Origin of the sequence: Kribbella aluminosa (assembly GCF_017876295.1) — a bacterium.
Classification (GTDB): domain Bacteria; phylum Actinomycetota; class Actinomycetes; order Propionibacteriales; family Kribbellaceae; genus Kribbella; species Kribbella aluminosa.
Window position 1 is genome coordinate 2365588 of sequence record NZ_JAGINT010000002.1, and the last position, 19209, is coordinate 2384796.

Consider the following 19209-nt stretch of genomic DNA (forward strand, 5'->3'; position numbering starts at 1 on the left):
ACTTGACGACTGTCCGCGTTGGCACCCCCGCGCGCCGTGATGATTCTCAGCTTGGCCGCTCCCATGTCAGCGCTAAGTAGTGATGACAACGCGGTCAGTTGTCATCGGCGTGCCAACGGCACGAAAGCGCCTTGCCCGCCCACGGCGCCGGACATAGTGTCACGCCGCGCGATTCATCGGGATGGAATGGAAAGGGGCTTTCCGAGGCAGCTCCCGAATGAAGAGGCCGGAGGTTCCAGGCGAAGTGGTGCACCTCCTGCAGTCCGGCCGAGCGCGCAACCCGCCCAGCACCCAGTTTGTGAAGGGACCACTACCAATGGTCTTGTTCCAGCGTTCCCGCAAGCCTGCCGTCGTGCTCGGGGTCACCAGCCTCGCCGCGGCAGCACTCGCCGGACTCGGTACGTCGGCCGCAGGCGCCGCGCCGAGTGCGGCCCCGCCGCCCCGTCCGTCAGCTGCGCAGTCGAAGGCGTTCGCCGCCGGCTCCGCGTCCTCGCTGGTGGCCGGCCGGCCGAGCGCCCTGCACGCTTCGAAGGACGACAAGTTCACCGCGAAGCCGGTGATCTCGGACCGGTCCGGTCTGCAGTACGTCCCGTACGAGCGCTCGTACAAGGGTCTCCCCGTCGTCGGTGGCGACTTCGTCGTCGTGACCGACAGCAAGGGAGCCGTGAAGTCCACCTCGGTCGCCCAGACCACCGCCGTACCGGATCTGGCGACGTCCACGAAGGTCACGGCCGCCGCCGCGCAGAAGGCCGCGAACAAGCAGCTGAAGGTGGTCAAGTCCTCGACCACGCCGACGCTCGCGGTCTACGCCCTGAACGGCACCCCGAAGCTCGCCTGGCAGTCGCGGGTGAGCGGCAGCAACGGCAAGGAGCCGTCGAGCCTGTCGGTGTACGTCGACGCGCAGACCGGCAAGGTGCTCGGTACCAAGGAACACGTGATGTTCGGCAACGGTACGTCGGCCTGGAACGGCCCGAACCCGGTGCACCTGGACACCACGCTGTCCGGCAGCACGTACTCGATGACGGACCCGTCGATCACCAACCTGTCCTGCCAGGACGCGGCGAACAACACCACGTTCACCGGTCCGGACGACAACTGGGGCAACGGGACCGCCACGGTCAAGGAGACCGGCTGCGTCGACGCGCTGTTCGCCGCGCAGACCGAGAAGAAGATGCTGACCGACTGGCTCGGTCGCAACGGCATGGACGGCAGCGGCGGCGCCTGGCCGATCCGCGTCGGCCTGGCCGACGAGAACGCGTACTACGACGGTTCGCAGGTGCAGATCGGCCACAACAGCCAGAACCAGTGGATCGGCTCGATCGACGTCGTGGCGCACGAGATGGGTCACGGTATCGACGACCACACGCCGGGCGGGATCTCCGGCAACGGCACCCAGGAGTTCGTCGCGGACACCTTCGGTGCGACCACCGAGTGGTACGCGAACGAGCCGGCGCCGTACGACACGCCGGACTTCCTGGTCGGTGAGCAGATCAACCTGGTCGGCAACGGCCCGATCCGGAACATGTACAACCCGTCGGCGCTCGGCGACCCGAACTGCTACTCGAGCGCGATCCCGACGACCGAGGTGCACGCAGCGGCCGGTCCGGGCAACCACTGGTTCTACCTGCTGTCCCAGGGCAGCAACGCGAACCCGGCCAGCCCGACCTGCAACAGCTCGACGGTGACCGGTCTGGGCATCCAGAAGGCCATCAAGATCATGTACAACGCGATGCTGATGAAGACCAGCAGCGCCTCGTACCTGAAGTACCGGACCTGGACCCTGACCGCGGCGAAGAACCTGTACCCGGGCAGCTGCACCGAGTTCAACACCGTCAAGGCGGCGTGGGACGCGGTGAGCGTACCGGCGCAGTCCGGTGACCCGACCTGCAGCGCCACCGGTGGCGTCACGGTCAGCAGCCCGGGCAACCAGACCGGCACGGTCAACACGGCGCTGACGCCGTTCACGCTGACCGCGTCCGGCGGCACCTCGCCGTACACCTGGTCCGCGACCGGCCTGCCGGCCGGTGTCACGATCGGTTCGTCGACCGGCACCGTGTCCGGTACGCCGACCGCGAGCGGCACGTTCAACGTCACCGCGACGGCGACCGCGAGCGCGGGCGGTTCGGGCTCGGCGCAGTTCACCATCACCGTCAGCGGCGGTACCGGCAGCTGCTCCGGCCAGAAGCTCGGCAACCCCGGCTTCGAGACCGGTACGGCGGCCCCGTGGACGTCGTCGACCGGCGTGGTCGACAACACCACCTCCCAGCCCGCGCACAGCGGTTCCTGGAAGGCGTGGATGAACGGCTACGGCCAGACGCACACCGACACGCTCAGCCAGTCGGTGACGATCCCGGCCGGGTGCTCGGCGACGTTCTCCTTCTACCTGCACGTCGACACCGCGGAGACGACCACGTCGACGCAGTACGACAAGCTCACGGTGAAGGCGGGCTCGACGACGCTGGCGACGTACTCGAACCTGAACGCGGCGAGCGGTTACTCGCTCAAGTCGTTCAACCTCTCGTCGTTCGCCGGCCAGACGGTGTCGATCAGCTTCAGCGGCACCGAAGACAGCTCCCTGCAGACCTCGTTCGTCGTCGACGACACGGGCGTCAACCTGAGCTGACCTAACCAGCGAACCGGCCGCCGTACCCCTGTCATGGGGTACGACGGCCGGCTCGTTTCTCAGCCGAGCGTCATCCGGGGCTCGCCGTTGACCAGGCCGGTGCCGGCGATCGTGCAGGTGCCGCCGCGGTTCTGGGTGTACGTCTGGCGGACGCAGTTGCGGAGCGCCAGCTGGGCCCAGTAGTTCGGGTGCAGGGACTCCTGGATGAAGTAGTTCGAGCCGACTGTGGTGACGGTGCGGATCTGGTTGATCCACTCGGTCCGGTCGACGGCGGTCGGCTGGGTCCAGGAGCTCAGGCCGACCTCCTCGTACAGGCCGACGCCCTTCTCGCACAGCCGGCGGCCGTTGAAGGCGGACTGGAGTTCGAGCAGCCGGGTGTTGCTCAGACCGGACTGGCCGATCGCGTCCCGGACCGTGCTGTTGATCGTGACCAGCGCGGTGCTGTTCGCCCAGTCGGCGTCGGCGTTCCAGAAGCCGCAGCCGCCGGTGCTCTGCCGGGTGTACCCGCTCTGGCTGTACCGGAACCCGCTGGCGGACGGGATCGGCGACGGATACGTCTGTACGACAAGGTTCCAGGCGGTGTCGCCGTACCCGGCGTTCCGCATCGCGGTGCGCAGGTTCTGGAACGCGGTCACGATCCTCGCCCGGACCGCGGTGATGTTCGCCGACGTGAAGTTGGCGACGACCGAGGAGTCGTCCTTGCAGTAGTCCGGGTTCCAGGACGGCGACAGCAGGAAGTCCTGCACGCACTGGCTGACGATCGACGCGAAGTTGAAGTCGTTGCCGCCGATCGAGACGACCACCTGCTTCACGTTGTGGCTCGCCGCGAACTGCTGCAGCAGCTTCGCCTGCCCGAGATGCCCGGCGCCGTCGTCGTAGAAGTCCAGGCCCGGCTTGAAGTAGTCGCCGGTGCCGGTCGTGGTGCGGGCGCCGGAGCAGGCCAGGTTCAGCCCGCCGACGCCGCCGCCGACGTACGCCTCCGCGGACAGGCTGCGGTGGCAGCGCGGGATCTGTTCGGCGGTGTGACCGGCGTTGTCGTCGTACGCGTGCGCACCGAGCGCGTCGGCCGGTGCCTCGGAGTCGTTCGAGCTCCCGGCCCAGCGGCCGGCCTCGCCCGAGATGTAGGAGTCCCCAACGGTCACGACGTACGGCGTCCCGGATCCGGGACCGTCGGCGTGCGCCGGGGGAGCGACCAGGCCGAGCCCGGTCAGGGAGAGTAGGAGGACTGCTGCGGACACTCGACGACTTCGCATTGGAAGGCCTCTCACGCCGGGAGTTCGGTAGACCGAGCGTACTGACCTGCACGCTCTCTGTCACCGCTCCGTCACCGCTTCGGCAGCGCGAGGTGCGGATCTCCAGGCGATCACAATCGGCGCCTCCAACCCCGCGCAGGCGGAGCGCAGGTCCGCGGCGGGCAATTGTGATGGCGTGGGGATCCGGGGTCGGGCAGCACGGCACGGCGCCGGACCCCGCTGGGCTCGGGCGCTGATCGCCCTCTTTCGACACTCCTGTCCCATCTGTGGGCGGATTCTGAGCTGCGCAGAGTCGGGCATGAGGTGCAATCGCGCCGGGATTCGGGGATAGGCCCGCGTGCCGGAGGCGTTGAACAGGTTATTGCCTGGGTGGATGCACCAGCACTTGTGCAACGGCCCTCGGCCTGCGCCGACGCCCTCGGCCGCCGGTGCGAACCCGTCCATCGGGCCGAAGAGCCTCCTTACTACGTTGTAGCGCTTTAGGGTATTTACTTAACTTCGTGAAGCATTGACAACGAGACTGTTCGGGTAAATAGTTCCGTCCTGAAATCAATCAGAAAGCAGAGTGAATCAACAGTGGCGAACATCGAGATTCTGCAGCTCCGGGCCGCGGGCGTCAGCCTGGTGCTGGACTGCTCCGGTCCGGCGTTGCCGTCCGTCCTGCACTGGGGTGCGGACCTGGGCGACCTGACCGGGAACGCTCTGCTGGAACTGCGGCGCGGCGCCGGGACGGCACAGAACGGCAGCGGCCTGAACGAGGACCTCCCGGTCGCGATCGTGCCGGAGTACTCGGCCGGCTGGTTCGGCCTGCCCGGTCTGAACGGGCACCGCGACGGCCAGGACTTCTCTGCGAGCTTCCGCCTCACCAACGTCGCGCAGACCGGCAACACGGTGCAGGTCGAGGCCGCCGATGCCGGACTCGAGCTGAAGCTCACGATCGAGCTCACCGACTCGGGTCTGGTGAAGACCAAGGCCGACCTGACCAACGCCGGTACGACGCCGTACACCGTCGACGGGCTGTTCATCGCGCTGCCGGTGCCGACCGAGGCGACCGAGCTGCTCGACATGACCGGCCGGCACATCGGTGAGCGGCACCCGCAGCGGCACGCGTTCACGCAGGGCACGCACATCCGCGACAACCGCCGCGGCCGGACCGGCGCCGACGCCACGCTGTTGCTGCTGGCCGGCACCGAGAGCTTCGGCTTCCGCACCGGCGAGATCTGGGGCGTGCACACCGCCTGGAGCGGCAACCACCGTTCGTACGCCGAGCGCGGCATGACCGGGTACGGCGTGATCGGCGGCGGCGAACTGCTGCTCCCGGGCGAGGGCCGCCTGCAACCCGGTGGTACCTACAGCACCCCGTGGATCTACGGCTCGTACGGCGCGGGCCTCGACCAGCTCGCGGATCGCTTCCACGAGTACCTGCGGGCGCGGCCGAACCACCCTCGGAGCGAGCGTCCCGTCGTACTGAACACCTGGGAGGCTGTGTACTTCGACCTCGACCTGGCGAAGCTGAAGTCGCTCGCGGACGCGGCCGCCGAGGTCGGCGCCGAGCGCTTCGTCCTGGACGACGGCTGGTTCCGGGGCCGTCGCGACGACCACGCCGGGCTCGGCGACTGGTACGTCGACGAGGGCATCTGGCCGAACGGCCTGCACCCGCTGGTCGATCACGTGAAGGGTCTCGGCCTGCAGTTCGGGCTGTGGGTGGAGCCGGAGATGGTGAACCCGGACTCGGACCTGGCCCGCAAGCACCCGGACTGGATCCTCGCCACCGGCGACCGGATGCCGCCGACGGCGCGCAACCAGCAGGGCCTGAACCTGGGCATCCCGGAGGCGTACGACTACATCCTCGAGCGCCTGGACAGCATCCTCGGCGAGTACGACATCGCGTACCTGAAGTGGGACCACAACCGCGACTTCGTCGACGGCGGCAACCAGCACACCGGTACGGCGGGGATCCACGAGCAGACAGCGGCCGTGTACCGGCTGATCGACGAGCTGAAGCGCCGGCACCCGGGCCTGGAGATCGAGTCCTGCTCGTCCGGCGGCGCCCGCGTCGACCTCGGCATCCTGGAGCGCACCGATCGGGTCTGGGGCAGTGACAGCAACGACGCACTCGAGCGCCAGACCATCCAGCGGTACACGCAACTGCTGCTGCCGCCGGAGCTGATCGGCTGCCACGTCGGCCCGCCGCGGGCGCACACCACGGGCCGGACGCAGACGCTGTCGTTCCGCGCGATCACCGCGCTGTTCGGGCACTTCGGGATCGAGTGGGACATCGCGTCGGCGAGTGCCGAGGAACGCGCAGAGCTGGCCGGTTGGGTCGCGCTGCACAAGGAGCTGCGGCCGCTGCTGCACACCGGTCGCGTGGTCCGCGCGGACCGTGGTCCCGAGGACGTGCTGGTGCACGGCGTCGTCGCGCAGGACGGCTCCCGCGGTGTGTTCAGCGTCGTACAGGTGGCTCAGTCGGTGACGTCGGCGGTCGGTCGCGTGCGGCTGCCTGGGCTCGACCCGCAGACGACGTACCGCGCCAGCTTGGTCACGACACCCGGTCTCGAGTCGCGGTCCGCGGGCTGGTCGGCCGACGGTGGAAGCGTGGAACTGAACGGCGCCGCCCTCGCCTCGGTCGGAGTGCTCATGCCTGCGCAGTGGCCCGAGAGCGCGATCTTGCTCGACGTAACAGCGCTCGGGTAGTCCGCCCGGGCGCAGGCACAGAAGAAGGAGATCCCCCGTGACCACAACCAACGCACCACCAGACGCCGAACGAAGTCACGGGGGACAGGCCGCGCCGCCGGGGAAGAGGCGCAGCCTGGGAGACCTCAAGGTCGCGATGATCTTCCTCGCCCCGGCCACGCTCGGGTTCGTGGTGTTCTACATCTGGCCGACGCTGCGCGGCGCGTACCTGAGCTTCACCGAGTACAGCCTGCTCTCGGCGCCGAAGTTCAACGGGCTGGCCAACTACGACCGGATGATCCACGACAGCTTCTTCTGGAACGCGCTCGGCGTCACGGTCGAGTACGTCGTGATCAACATCGGCCTGCAGACCGTGCTGGCGGTCGGGATCGCGATGCTGATGTACCGGCTGACCAAGTCGATCACGGTCCGGGCGATCATCCTGGCGCCGTACCTGGTCGCTAACGTGGTCGTCGCGCTGGTCTGGTACTGGATGCTCGACGTGCAGGTCGGCGTCGTGAACACCTTCCTGAGCTGGTTCGGGGTCGACCCGGTGGCGTTCTTCGGCGACTCGCACTGGGCGATCCCGACCGTTGCCGGGATCAACGTCTGGCGGCACATGGGGTACACGGCGCTGCTGGTCTTCGCCGGACTCCAGACGATTCCGTCGTACGTCTACGAGGCCGCCGAGGTGGACGGATCGACCGAGTGGAAGACGTTCTGGCGGATCACGCTGCCGCTGCTGCGGCCCGTGCTGGTGATGGTCCTGGTGGTCACCATGATCGGGTCGTTCCAGATCTTCGACACCGTCGCGGTGACGACCCAGGGTGGTCCGATCAACGCGACGCGGGTCATCTACTACTACATCTACGAGCGCGCGTTCACCCGGTTCGACTTCGGGTACGCGTCGGCGATGGCACTGGTGCTGTTCGCGATCCTCGCCGTGGTGTCGCTGGTGCAGCTGCGGCTGCTGCGGGCCAAGGAGAGTGATCTCGCATGAGGCGGCAGGTCAGTGTTGGCCGCACGGTCGCCTGGGTGCTGTTGTTCATCCTGCTGATCGTGACACTCTTCCCCTTCTACTGGATGTTGCGTACGGCGTTCTCCGACAACACGCAGCTGCCGGGGCACCCGCACTCGCTGCTGCCGGTGGAGACCACGCTCGGCGCGTTCCGGCGGGTGCTCGGGCTGGCGTCGATCAAGGAGGCGCAGGCACAGGGCGGTTCCGGTGCGGCCGTGAACTTCTGGCTGTACCTGCGTAACTCGTTGGTAGTGGCAACGGTCACGACCGTGTGCCAGGTGTTCTTCAGCGCGATGGCGGCCTACGCGTTCGCCCGGCTGCGCTGGCCGGGGCGGGACAAGGTGTTCGCGTTGTTCCTGGCCGCGCTGATGGTGCCGCCGATCTTCACCACGCTGCCGAACTTCGTGCTGATCAAGAACCTCGGGCTGCTGAACAGCTTCGCCGGCATCATCCTGCCGGGCGCGTTCATGACGCCGTTCGCGATCTTCTTCCTCCGGCAGTTCTTCCTCGGTATCAACCGGGAACTGGAGGAGGCGGCGATGATCGACGGCGCCGGGCACCGGCGGATCTTCTTCGGGCTGATCATCCCGATGAGCGGTGCGCCGATCGCGACGCTGGCGATCCTGACCTACATCAACTCCTGGAACGACTATTTCTGGCCGCTGCTCGTCGGGCAGCAGGAGAACGTCCGGGTGCTGACGGTCGCGCTGGGCGTGTTCCGGTCGCAGACGCCGCAGGGCGGTCCGGACTGGGCCGGGCTGATGGCGGCGACGCTGGTCGCGGCGCTGCCGATGATCATCCTGTTCCTGGCGTTCGCCAAGCGGATCACGAACTCCATCGGCTTCTCGGGGATCAAATGAGACTCTCACGAAGGACCTTGCTGAAAGCAGGACTCGGCGCGCTCGCCGTACCGGCTGTTGCCGCCTGCAACAACGGGGCCGCGGCCCGGGGCGACGGCGAGATCATCTACTGGCTGTGGGACTCCGCGCAGCTGCCGATGTACACCGAGTGCGCGAAGCTCTTCCACGAACAGAACCCGAAGTACTCGGTGAAGATCGAGCAGTACGGCTGGAACGACTACTGGTCGAAGCTCGTCACCGGATTCATCTCCGACACCGCGCCGGACGTCTTCACCGGGCACTCCTCGAAGTACCCGCTGTTCGCGGACAAGGGCCAGGTGCTGCCGATCGACGACTACGTCAAGCGGGACAACGTCGACCTCGGCATCTACCAGAAGGGTCTCGCGGACCGCTGGATCGGTGCCGACGGCCACCGGTACGGCTTACCGAAGGACTTCGACACCGAGGTCTACTTCTACAACAGCGCGCTGACCGAGGCCGCCGGGATCAGCACGGAGCAGCTGAACTCGATGACGTGGAACCCGCAGGACGGCGGGACGTTCGAGCAGATCGTCCGCCGGCTGACGGTGGACTCGAAGGGGCGCCGCGGCGACCAGCCCGGGTTCGACAAGGGCACTGTGAAGGTCTACGGACTCGGGTACGGCGACGCCGGCGGCGGAGACGGGCAGACCAGTTGGAGCTGGTACGCCGCGAGCAACGGCTGGAAGTACTCCGAGGGCGAACCGTGGGGGACGAAGTTCTTCTACGGCGACCCGAAGTTCACCGACACGATCGCGTGGTGGCGGGGCCTCATCACCAAGGGCCTGATGCCGACGTACGCACAGGCGAAGTCCGGGGTGGACGTGACCACCACCTTCGGTGCGGGCAAGTACGCGATCACCCCGAACGGCTCCTGGATGCTCGGGACGTACGGCCAGCTGAAACAGGTGAAGACCAAGCTGGCGCGGCTGCCGATCGGCCCGATCGGCAAGCGGATGTCGATGATGAACGGCCTCGCGGACACCATCTGGGCCGGGACCACGCGGCGGGAGGCTTCGTGGGCGTGGGTCAAGTTCCTCGGGTCGCAGGCGGCTCAGGACATCGTCGCCAAGGCGGGGGTGGTGTTCCCGGCGGTGGCGGCGAGCATGCCGGCAGCCAAGGCGGCGTTCGCGAAGAGCGGCTGGGACGTGACACCGTTTTTGGAGCCGGTCGAGGCGGGCGACGTGTTCCCGTACCCGGCCAACCCGAACGCAGCGGACGTGACCGCGGTGATGACCCCGGCGATGGAGTCCGTGATGTCGTTCGTGGCCGAGCCGTCGTCGCTGGCGAAGGCGAACAACGACGTCAACAAGATCCTCTCCGCGAACGCTTGAGGCCGACCTTGAGCACCCACCAACCGTTTCGGTCGCCGGAATCCGGTCGGTGGGTGCACAAAGTACCTCGGGGTTTCCTCGGGGTAGGTGTACGCCCGGGGGAGTACGTCGTACTGCGTCCAGCGGTGCAGCGTGCTCCTCCGGGGGTAGCGGAGGTGCCGCCGCTGAGGCGACGCGGATCGGGGGTGTTCGGCGACAACCTTGGTGCCATCGGAGAACCTTCGAGCACCGAGGAGAGTCATGAACGAGGAGCAGCCGGGCGGACCCATCCGCATCGGCGACCGTGAGCGCGAGGACGCGGTCACGCGTCTGGGCGAGCACTACCAGGCCGGCCGGCTGAGCGCGGAGGAACACTCCGAGCGCGTCGAGCAGGCGCTGAAGGCGAAGACCGAGAGCGACCTGACCGCTCTGTTCGCGGACCTTCCGGGTCCGCACCACGCCGCGGCGAGTGGCCCAGGTGGAGCGGGCCCTGACAGCGGCGAGGGCTGGGCCGGTCCGTGGGGCTGGCGTAAGCCGCCGTGGACTGCACCGGAGAACGCGGCGGCGTCCAGCGGCCCGGGGAACGCGCGGAAGGGTGCCGGGTTCGGCGGGCCGTTCGGTGGGCCGCGGCCGGAGTGGGCCCGGCGTGGGTTCATCGGGCGGATACCGCTTCCGCTGCTGATTCTGCTCGGCGTACTGGGTGTCCTGGCCTCCATCGGCTGCGTAGTGGGCGGCGGGCACCCGCCGATCCTGCCGATCGCGCTGATCGTCGCCGCGGTGTTCGTGATCCGCAAGCGCCGGATGGAGCGCCGGGCATGAGAAACGTGTACCGGATCGTCGGCATGACGATCGCGATCGCGGTCGTCCTGCAGGTCGCGTCGATCGCCCTGTCCGGCTTCACGATCGCCAAGGACGCGAACGACGGCGCTTCGATCGGCGCCGACTACAGCAACTTCGGCGAGGCGTACCACAGCATCGCGGGCTCGGTGATCGGCCTGCTCGCGCTGGTGTTCCTGATCGTGTCGTTCCTGACCGACGTACCGCGCGGCCGGGTCCTGGCCGGGATCGTGGTCGGCCTGGTGGTCGTGCAGTTCCTGCTCGCGGTGGTGTCCTTCGGCGTACCGGCGCTCGGCGTCCTGCACGGCATCAACGGCCTGGTGATCGCGGGGATCGCGAGCGCCGGCGCCCGGCGGGCCGCCGTACCGAAGGAATCCGTGACCAGTGCCTGAGGTCAGGAAACGGAAATGGGGCCGACTGGTCGCACTCGGGGTGGTCCTGGCGGTACTCGTACCGCTCGGCTACCTCTGGGCGACCAGCCTGGTCCCGGGCTCGTACAACCCGGCGGAGATGGGGTACGCCGACTACGGCGGCGGCCCCAGCTCGATGGGGCACATGGACCACATGGACCACATGGGCGGGATGAGCGTCGCCGACCTGACCGGGCCGAAGACGGGTACGCCGGACGTGAACGTGACGCTGGTCGCGCGCAAGCAGAAGTTCCAGCTCGCGTCCGGCGAGACCGTCGACGGATACACGGTGAACGGGACGTCGCCAGGCCCGCTGATCCGCGCGAAGGTCGGGGACCTGGTGCAGGTCACGTTCGTGAACGAGTCCGTGAAGGACGGCGCCACGCTGCACTGGCACGGGATCGACGTACCGAACGCGGAGGACGGGGTCGCCGGGGTCACACAGGACGCGGTGCCGGTGGGCGGGAAACACGTGTACCGCTTCAAGGCGGAGCAGGCGGGGACGTACTGGTACCACTCGCACCAGGTGTCCAGCGACGAGGTGAAGGGCGGGCTGTTCGGCCCGATCGTGATCGCGCCGGCCACCCCTGGTGAGGTGATCGCGACGATCCACACGTACGACGGGAAGCGCACGATCAACGGGCGGACCGGGGCGGCGCGGGTGGATCTTCCGGCGGGTACGGCCGCGCGGGTGCGGGTGATCAACACCGACAACGCGATCCTCCGTGTCGGGCTGCTCGGGACGCCGTACAAGGTGGTCGCCGTCGACGGTCACGACGTACACGGTCCTACGCCGGTGACGGCTGCCTATCCGCTACCTGCCGGCGGCCGCGTCGACCTCGAGGCGGTCGTACCAGCACGAGGGATGCGGTTGGTGGCCGGTGCGTCGTCGTTGTCGCTCGGCATCGCCCCCGCAGGCACCGACCCGCCGACCGGCGACCTGCCCGGCGACACGGTGGACCTGCTGACGTACGGAACGCCGGCGCCGCTGGGCTTCGACCCGTCCAAGGCGAACCGGAACTTCGACTACCGCATCGGCCGGACGGCCGGCTTCCTGGACGGCAAGCCCGGCCTGTGGTGGACGATCAACGGCCACATGTTCCCCGACGTACCGATGTTCATGGTGGCCGAGGGGGACGTCGTCCGCATGAAGATCTCCAACACCAGCGGCCAGGCCCACCCCATGCACCTGCACGGTCACCACGCGGTAGTCCTGTCCCGCAACGGCGTACCCGCCACCGGCACTCCCTGGTGGACCGACACGCTGGAGGTAGGCAACAAGGAAACCTACGAAATAGCCTTCGTAGCCAACAACCCGGGCCTCTGGATGGACCACTGCCACAACCTCCCCCACGCCTCCCAAGGCCTCATGACCCACCTCATGTACGAAGGCGTAACCACCCCGTACCGGGTAGGCGGCAAGGCCGGCAACACGCCGGAGTAGTCAGGACGCCTGGGTGAGGGTGGCGAGGTGGGTGCAGGCGGCCTGGAGGGCGGCTGGTTGGGTGGTGTAGGTGCCGTGCCAGAGGGGGTTGTCGGGTTGGGGGTCGAGTTCGTCGTCGACGTCGGCGTACCACTCGTCGGTGGTCCGGAAGATCCGTGCGTGTAGATGGTTGTCGTTCACCGCCACACTCCTGGAGTGAGAACCGTGTACCCAACTCCAGGATGTGACCACGATTCGGATGATCCGGTGAACGACACGCCTACGTGACCAGGACGGTGATGCGCTGGGCGGTGTTGTTCGCGAAGCCGCCGCGGTTCCACTCGGCCTCGACGGGTTGTTCGCGGCCGCTGGTGTCGGACGCGCGGACCGTCAGCACGTGCTCGCCCGGCGTCGCCTCCCAGTCGTATGCGAAGGCCCGCCAGGCGAAGTCGTCGTTGCCGGGGGCATCCAATCGTGCCGGGTGCCAGTTCACCCCCGCGTCGGTGCTGACCTCGACCCGGTCGATCGGCGCCCAGCCCGACCACGCCCGGCCGAACAGCGGAACGGGGCCCGCGGCAACGAACCGGTGCCGGCTCATGAAGTCCGGGAACCCCGGCGGCACCAGCAGCGCCCGCGGCTCGATCCGCGTCACCGCGCGCCCCGGGTCGTCCGGCCCGGTCCGGAACCGGTACGCGACCGCGTGCTGGAACCCGTCGAACGCGTGGTCGATCACCTCGATCGACCGCAGCCACTTCACACTCGCCATCCCGTACCACCCCGGTACGACGAGCCGCAGCGGATACCCGTGCTGCGGCGGCACCGGCGTACCGTTCATCTCCCACGCGACGATCGCGCCCGAGTCGAGCGCCTCCGAAACCGTCAACGCCCGCTGGTAGTCCTGCTCGACCCCGCGCTCGACCCCATGATCCGCGCCGGTGAACACCACATCCACCGCGTCCGTCCGCAGCCCGGCCGACCGCAGCAGATCCGCCAGCGGCACGCCCGTCCACTCCGCCGTACCGACCGCCTCCGACAGCCACGGCTGACTGATCGGCCGCGGCTGCAGGGTCGCCCGCCCGTTCCCGGCGCACTCGAGCGTGACCCGGATCGTCCGCCGCCCCATCGCCCGCAGCTCGGTCAGCCCGAAAGACAACGGCTCCTCGACGCACCCGTCCAGGCTGAGCCGCCAGTCGCCCGCGTCCGTCGCCGGGATGTCGTAGTGCACGAGTACGTAGTGCAGCCCCGGCGGCGTCACGTCGTACCGCAGTCCCTCCAGCGGCATAGCGTGGTTCCGCGCCGCGAGCTGGAGCTCGTCGGGCGTGATCCCCTCACCCGTGTCCGCCAGCCTCCCGCGGACACTGAAATCGCCGATAGTCATACGGATCCCCCTCCCCAGGACCAACCCTAGAGGTAGGGACCGGCTACAACCACCCGTTGTCGAGCGCGATCCGGGCGGCCTCGGCACGGGTCCGGGCGCCGGTCTTGCCGATCGCCGCGGACAGGTGGTTGCGGACGGTGCCTTCGGAGAGGTGCAGTTCCTTCGCGATGTCGGCGACGGTCCCGCCGTCCCGGGCGGCCCGCAGTACGTCGGACTCGCGTCCGGTCAACGGGCTGGTTCCGGCCACCAGCGTCTCGGCCGCGAGCGACGGGTCGACAACGCGGAGCCCTTGGTGCACCCGCCGTACCGCGTCCGCCAGTTGCGTCGCGGGCGTGTCCTTCACGACGAACCCGGCGGCGCCGGCCTCCATCGCGCGGCGCAGATACCCGGGCCGGCCGAACGTGGTCACCATCAGCACCCGGACCCCCGGTACGGCGGTACGCAGCGCGGCGGCCGCCTCGATCCCGTCCAGGCCCGGCATCTCCACGTCGAGCAGCGCGACGTCGGGGTGCGAGTTCTTCGCGGCGTCGAGCACCTCGTCGCCGCGGCCGACCTCGGCCACCACCTCGAGGTCGGGCTCGAGATCGAGGAGGGCGGCGAGCGCGCCGCGGACCAGCGCCTGGTCGTCGGCGATCAGCAGTCGGATACTCACAGCCCCAATACTCACAGACCCATCCTCACAGCCCAGCTCTCGTACGTCGCCACGGCCCGTCCCGCGACGGCCCTCACCGGGCGGCCCGTCCCGCCACGGCCCTCACCGGCCGACCTTGACGGCGAGGCGGAACCCGCCGCCGGGCGCCTGGCCGACCTGTACCGCGGCCTCCGCCTGGTCGGCCCGCTCCCGCAACCCGACCAGCCCGTGACCCGACGCGCCCCCTCCGGGCGTCGGACCCTTGCCGTCGTCGAGTACCTCGATCTCCCCGGCGCTGAGCTTGATCGTGCAGCGCTTCGCGCCCGAGTGCCGTACGACGTTCGTGACACCCTCCCGGACCACCCAGGCGAACAGCTCCCGGTTGTCCTCCGGTACCTCGTCGACCGTGGTCGGCAGGTCCGCCTTGATCTCGGCCGCCTGCAACGCGGACCGCGCGGACACCAGCTCACCGGCCAGGCTGAGCTCCCGGTACCCGGCGACCGCGGCCCGTACGTCGGCCAGCGCCGCGCGGGCCAGGCTCTCGACGTCCGCGACCTCCGACGCGGCGCGCTGCGGGTTCGCCGCGATCAGCTTGCCGGCCAGCTCGGCCTTCACCGTGATCACGGTGAGCGAGTGGCCGAGGATGTCGTGCAGGTCGCGGGCGAACCGGTTCCGCTCCTCCTGGACGGCCAGCTCGGCCATGTCCCTGCGGGCGGCGTCCAGCTCGATACTGCGCTGGATCGCGCGCCGCATCCCGTACACCGCGAGCGCGCCCAGGAAGATCGCGAAACCGTAGCTGCCGTCGTCGCGCCAGCCGGGCACGACCCGCATCGAGATCTCCGCCCCGGCCAGCAGCGTCAGCACCAGTGCGGCTCCGGCCGGGAGGGACAGCAGCATCACCCCGCAGGCCGCGATGTAGACCAGCCCGGTGAGCGCGGTCTGCCCGGCGGTCGGGATCATCAGCAGGCACAGCAGCAGCATCACGGCCAGGTAGCCGATCCGCTGCCAGGGCAGCAGGTCCCCGTGCTTGACGGTCCAGCGGACCAGCCCGAAGAACCCGAGGTAGCTGGCCGCGAACAGGATCACCGTGACGAACCCCAGCACGCGGACGGCGCCGTGCTGGCGGTCGGCCACGCTCTGCAGCGGCTGCGAGAGGTAGAACAGCCAGATGGCGCCGCCCACCCAGGCCCAGCGGCCCGGGCCTCTGCCGATCCGGTTGGCCACGCCGTCCAGGATCGTCGGATTCGTGTTCACGGTGGTCACGGTAATCCTTCGGGACTCGCCCTGGGGCTGCTCTGCCTCAGGCGCGGGCGGTGTCGGCGCGGAACCGGCGCAGGCCGATGAAGCCGAGGACGACGGTCCAGCCGATCACCACCAGCAGCGCGTGGGTGTCCAGGCCGCTCTGCGCGAGCGCGCTCCGGGACGTCTGGCCGGTCCAGTACGCCGGCGTCAGCTCAGCGACGTACTTCATCGCCTTGGGCATCTGGTCGACCGGCAGCCAGAGGCCGCCGAACGCCGCGATCAGCATCGTGCTCAGTCCGGTGATCGGCTGCACGCTGTCCGGCTTGGCGACGTACCCGATGACCAGGCCGATCGCCGCGAACGGCAGGGCGCCGAGCCAGGACACCAGCGCGACGGTCACCCACTGCGCGACGCTCAGGTGCACGTGGCCGAACGTCATGCCGAACAGGAACACCACGAGCAGCGGCGGGATCGCCAGCAGCAGGCTCAGGATCACCTTGTTGACGACGTACGCCTGCGGCTTCAGCGGGGTCAGCCGGAGCGTCCGGTTCCAGCCGCCGTCGCGCTCGGCCGCGATCGCGCCGCCGCTGCTCATCGCGGCCGACATCGAACCGAACATCGCCATGCTCACCATCACGTACGCGATCGCGGAGATCCCGCCCTCGCTGGCTTCCTTCGGGATCGTCAGCCCGAAGATCAGGAACAGCACCACCGGCATCAGGATCGAGAAGATCATCACCCGGCGGTTCCGCAGGGTGCGGCGGATGTCGAAGATCAGATAGTCGCGGTTCATGCCAGCGTCTCCTGTGCCTTGTCTTGGTGTGCCTTGTCCTGGTGTGCCTTGTCTTGATCGGTGATGGCCAGTACGGCGTCCTCGAGGTCCGCCGAGGTCACCTCGATGTCGTGCGCCTGGGTGTTGTCCAGCAGGTACCGCAGCGTGTTGTCGGAGTCCGCGCACTGCAGCAGGACCACCTCGCCGCGGGTCTCCACGTTGCGTACGCCGGGAAGCGCCGCCAGCGCGGCCAGGTCGGCGCCCGGCACGGTGGCGCGGATGGTACGCCCGGAGACGCTCGCCTTGATCTGCGCGGCGGTGCCGTCGGCAACCACCTTGCCTTGCCGCATCAGCACCACGCGGTCGGCGTACGAGTCCGCCTCTTCCAGGTAGTGGGTGGCGAACAGCACGGTCCGGCCGCGGGCGGTCTCGGCGTGCATCGACGCCCAGAAGTCGCGGCGGGCCTCGACGTCCATGCCGGTCGTCGGCTCGTCCAGCACGATCAGGTCCGGCTGCGGGATGATCGCCATCGCGAACCGCACGCGCTGCTTCTGCCCGCCGGACAGGCCCTTCATCGTCCGCTTGGTGAGGTCGGCGATCCCGGCGCGCTCCAGGGCTTCCTGGACCGGCATCGGGTCCTTGTGCAGGCCGGCCACCAGGTTCAGCAGTTCGCCCACCTTGGCGTCCTCGATGATGCCGCCGCTCTGCAGCATCACCCCGACCTGTCCCTTGGTGATCGCGTCGGTCGGTGTTCCGCCGTACACGTGCACCGTCCCCTGATCCGGTCGGACCAGCCCGAGCAGCATCTCGATCGTGGTCGACTTCCCGGCCCCGTTCGGCCCCAGCAGCGCCACCACCTCACCGGCCCGGATGTCCATGTCCACCCCGGCGACGGCCTGCACGTCCGCGTACTTCTTGGTCACACCCCGCAGGCTGACCGCAGTCGTTGTCGTCATACCAAGAGCATCCCGAAACCCGCCCCCGATCACCTGGACCACCCGTCACAACTCACCCATGACATCCGTCAGCCCACTCTCAGGGTGGCTTCTCGGGGTGGCTCCTCAGGGGTCGAGCAGGGGCTACTGGTACGCCGGCAGACCGAGGAGGTGGTCGACCGTGGTGAAGTCGTAGCCCTGCTCGCGGAGGCGCGGGACGAGGAGCTTGACTGCTGCGACGGTCGCGGCCCGGTCACCGCCCTTCCCGTCGAACCCGTCGTGGAAGATCGTGATCGAGCCGGAGCGGGTGCTGCGCAACGCCTGCCGGGCAATGCTCTCGGGACTGGGTTGCGCCACCTCGAGCAGGTGGCAGAACTCGCCGGAGATCACCCGGAGCCCGTGCTGGTCCAGCAGGCCGGGAAGCGCCGGGATCCGGAGCAACCACGGCGGCCGGTAGAGCGCCGGCCGGAGCCCGACCTCGGCGAACGCGGCCATGCCCTGGTCCAGCTCGGCGGCGAGCGAGCGCGCACGCAGGTACCGGGTGAACTCATGGGTGTGACCGTGCAGACCGACCACGTGCCCCGCGTCCACCAGCCGTTTCGTCACGTCCGGGTGACGCTGGACGGCGCGGCCGACCTGGAAGAACGTGGCCGGGATGCGCTCGCGCTCGAGGTAGTCCGCCAGCTCCGAGGTGTACGGCTCGTTCGGCCCGTCGTCGAACGTCAGTGCGACGGTCCGCCGGTTGTCCGGACCGCGGTAGGGAAACGGCCCGATCGCCTGCGAGTACGGCGACATCATGAACCAGTACGCCGCGCCGGCCGCTGCACCCACCGCTGCCGGGACGGCGACCCGTCGCAGGCTCATCGTTTCGCCAGCCACGTGTCCTGCACCAGCTCGGCGGCGACGACCGCGACGGCGACAATTCCTGCCAGCCAGACCATGCCGACCACCCGCGCCCTGAACCACTGCCGGCGCGAGGACGGCTGGGAACTGCCGGACAGGGCCGGTCGCGATGAGCCCGGCACGGAGTTCCGGAATGCTGGTGCCGTGCCGATCACCGCCCTGCCGGCCATCCGGTTCAGAGCGACCGCGAGCGCGTAGTAGAAGATGAACGACACGACGAGGTTGTACGCCAGCCCGTGCGTCAACCGGCGCGCGGAGGTGAAGGTGGGGTTCGTCAGGTCGAAGGCGACGCGTCCGCGGGCCTGCAGCTGGGACAGCAGGCCCAGCTCGTCGGCGCCCTGGGTGCCGGTCAGGTCGTAGCCCGACCAGGCGTCCTTGCGGAACGCGATGTTGGTCGCCGTGACGTAGAGGACCCGCCCGGTCAGCCGGTAGACGAGATGCACCAGCCCGAACAGGATCGCGGCGTACGCCCGGCCCCACCACGGCCCGCCGACGTACCGGCAAGGTCCCGCCACCGCCACCTGGTCCGGCTCCTGCCGGAAGGTCCGGTCGATCCGGGACAGCCAGCCGCTGTCGAAGACCGTGTCCGCGTCGCTCGACACCACGATCTCACCCCGGGCCGCGACACTGCCCCGATGCCGGGCGGGGCAGACGCCGGGCTGCTCCTCGGCCACCACGACCGCGCCGTGCCGCCGGGCGATCTCCGCCGTCCCGTCGGTGCAGTTGTTGTCGACGACAACCACCTCGTACGCGCCCGCGAAGTCCTGCTGCGCGAGCGAGCGCAGGCAGTCCGCGATGAACCGCTCCTCGTTGTAGGCCGGGATCACCACGGTGAACCTGGGCGCCTGATCAACGCTCATCTCGCGCGTCCTTCCGTGGGCTCCCGCCGGTCCTGACCGCAAACGCGACCAGCCTGCCGT

The 19209-nt window shown here is 69.0% G+C and carries 17 protein-coding genes; 8 read left to right on the forward strand and 9 right to left on the reverse strand.

Going from position 1 to position 19209, the window contains the following annotated elements; translation table 11 throughout:
• Nucleotides 1-316: 316 nt before the first annotated feature.
• Nucleotides 317-2623: a M4 family metallopeptidase gene (locus JOF29_RS32565; protein ID WP_209698214.1), complete on the forward strand. Its 2307-nt coding sequence runs from the start codon at nucleotides 317-319 to the stop codon at nucleotides 2621-2623.
• A gap of 59 nt (nucleotides 2624-2682) precedes the next feature.
• On the opposite strand, the gene JOF29_RS32570 is transcribed toward JOF29_RS32565, so the two are convergent.
• Entirely contained in the window at nucleotides 2683-3861 is a 1179-nt protein-coding gene (locus tag JOF29_RS32570; protein WP_209698215.1) for an SGNH/GDSL hydrolase family protein, read from the reverse strand.
• A gap of 591 nt (nucleotides 3862-4452) precedes the next feature.
• Between JOF29_RS32570 and JOF29_RS32575 the strand changes: the two genes are divergently transcribed.
• The 7 genes from JOF29_RS32575 to JOF29_RS32605 all read left to right on the forward strand — a co-directional run bounded on the left by JOF29_RS32575 (nucleotide 4453) and on the right by JOF29_RS32605 (nucleotide 12449).
• Entirely contained in the window at nucleotides 4453-6570 is a 2118-nt protein-coding gene (locus tag JOF29_RS32575) for an alpha-galactosidase (RefSeq protein ID WP_209698216.1), read from the forward strand.
• Nucleotides 6571-6607: 37 nt separating this feature from the next.
• Complete coding sequence (locus JOF29_RS32580; protein WP_307863806.1) at nucleotides 6608-7549, forward strand: carbohydrate ABC transporter permease; 942 nt, start codon at nucleotides 6608-6610, stop codon at nucleotides 7547-7549.
• Entirely contained in the window at nucleotides 7546-8427 is an 882-nt protein-coding gene (locus tag JOF29_RS32585; RefSeq protein WP_209698217.1) for a carbohydrate ABC transporter permease, read from the forward strand. Before JOF29_RS32580 ends, JOF29_RS32585 begins: the two co-directional genes overlap by 4 nt.
• Nucleotides 8428-8444: 17 nt before the next feature.
• A complete protein-coding gene (locus tag JOF29_RS32590) occupies nucleotides 8445-9779 on the forward strand; it encodes an ABC transporter substrate-binding protein (protein WP_245359675.1) in 1335 nt (444 codons plus the stop codon).
• 240 nt (nucleotides 9780-10019) lie between these two features.
• Nucleotides 10020-10577 carry a DUF1707 SHOCT-like domain-containing protein gene (locus tag JOF29_RS32595; protein ID WP_209698219.1) on the forward strand — a complete coding sequence of 186 codons (558 nt, stop codon included), beginning with the start codon at nucleotides 10020-10022 and terminating at the stop codon, nucleotides 10575-10577.
• On the forward strand, nucleotides 10574-10987 hold the full coding sequence (locus tag JOF29_RS32600; RefSeq protein WP_209698220.1) for a hypothetical protein: 414 nt from the start codon (nucleotides 10574-10576) through the stop codon (nucleotides 10985-10987). The genes JOF29_RS32595 and JOF29_RS32600 overlap by 4 nt, the downstream gene beginning before the upstream one ends.
• On the forward strand, nucleotides 10980-12449 hold the full coding sequence (locus JOF29_RS32605) for a multicopper oxidase family protein (protein ID WP_307863807.1): 1470 nt from the start codon (nucleotides 10980-10982) through the stop codon (nucleotides 12447-12449). The genes JOF29_RS32600 and JOF29_RS32605 overlap by 8 nt, the downstream gene beginning before the upstream one ends.
• Here the strand turns inward: JOF29_RS32605 and JOF29_RS32610 are convergent, their stop codons facing one another.
• The 8 genes from JOF29_RS32610 to JOF29_RS32645 all read right to left on the reverse strand — a co-directional run bounded on the left by JOF29_RS32610 (nucleotide 12450) and on the right by JOF29_RS32645 (nucleotide 19149).
• A complete protein-coding gene (locus JOF29_RS32610; RefSeq protein ID WP_245359677.1) occupies nucleotides 12450-12629 on the reverse strand; it encodes a hypothetical protein in 180 nt (59 codons plus the stop codon).
• Between the two features lie 79 nt (nucleotides 12630-12708).
• On the reverse strand, nucleotides 12709-13806 hold the full coding sequence (locus JOF29_RS32615; RefSeq protein ID WP_209698222.1) for a sulfite oxidase: 1098 nt from the start codon (nucleotides 13804-13806) through the stop codon (nucleotides 12709-12711).
• Between the two features lie 43 nt (nucleotides 13807-13849).
• Complete coding sequence (locus JOF29_RS32620) at nucleotides 13850-14467, reverse strand: response regulator transcription factor (RefSeq protein ID WP_372446426.1); 618 nt, start codon at nucleotides 14465-14467, stop codon at nucleotides 13850-13852.
• 93 nt (nucleotides 14468-14560) lie between these two features.
• On the reverse strand, nucleotides 14561-15691 hold the full coding sequence (locus tag JOF29_RS45665; protein WP_209698224.1) for a sensor histidine kinase: 1131 nt from the start codon (nucleotides 15689-15691) through the stop codon (nucleotides 14561-14563).
• A gap of 46 nt (nucleotides 15692-15737) precedes the next feature.
• Nucleotides 15738-16472: an ABC transporter permease gene (locus JOF29_RS32630; protein WP_209698225.1), complete on the reverse strand. Its 735-nt coding sequence runs from the start codon at nucleotides 16470-16472 to the stop codon at nucleotides 15738-15740.
• Entirely contained in the window at nucleotides 16469-17407 is a 939-nt protein-coding gene (locus tag JOF29_RS32635) for an ABC transporter ATP-binding protein (protein ID WP_209698226.1), read from the reverse strand. The genes JOF29_RS32630 and JOF29_RS32635 overlap by 4 nt, the downstream gene beginning before the upstream one ends.
• Nucleotides 17408-17530: 123 nt before the next feature.
• On the reverse strand, nucleotides 17531-18250 hold the full coding sequence (locus JOF29_RS32640) for a polysaccharide deacetylase family protein (RefSeq protein WP_209698227.1): 720 nt from the start codon (nucleotides 18248-18250) through the stop codon (nucleotides 17531-17533).
• Nucleotides 18247-19149, reverse strand: coding sequence for a glycosyltransferase family 2 protein (locus JOF29_RS32645; protein ID WP_209698228.1), 903 nt, complete (start codon nucleotides 19147-19149; stop codon nucleotides 18247-18249). Before JOF29_RS32645 ends, JOF29_RS32640 begins: the two co-directional genes overlap by 4 nt.
• Nucleotides 19150-19209: the final 60 nt, after the last annotated feature.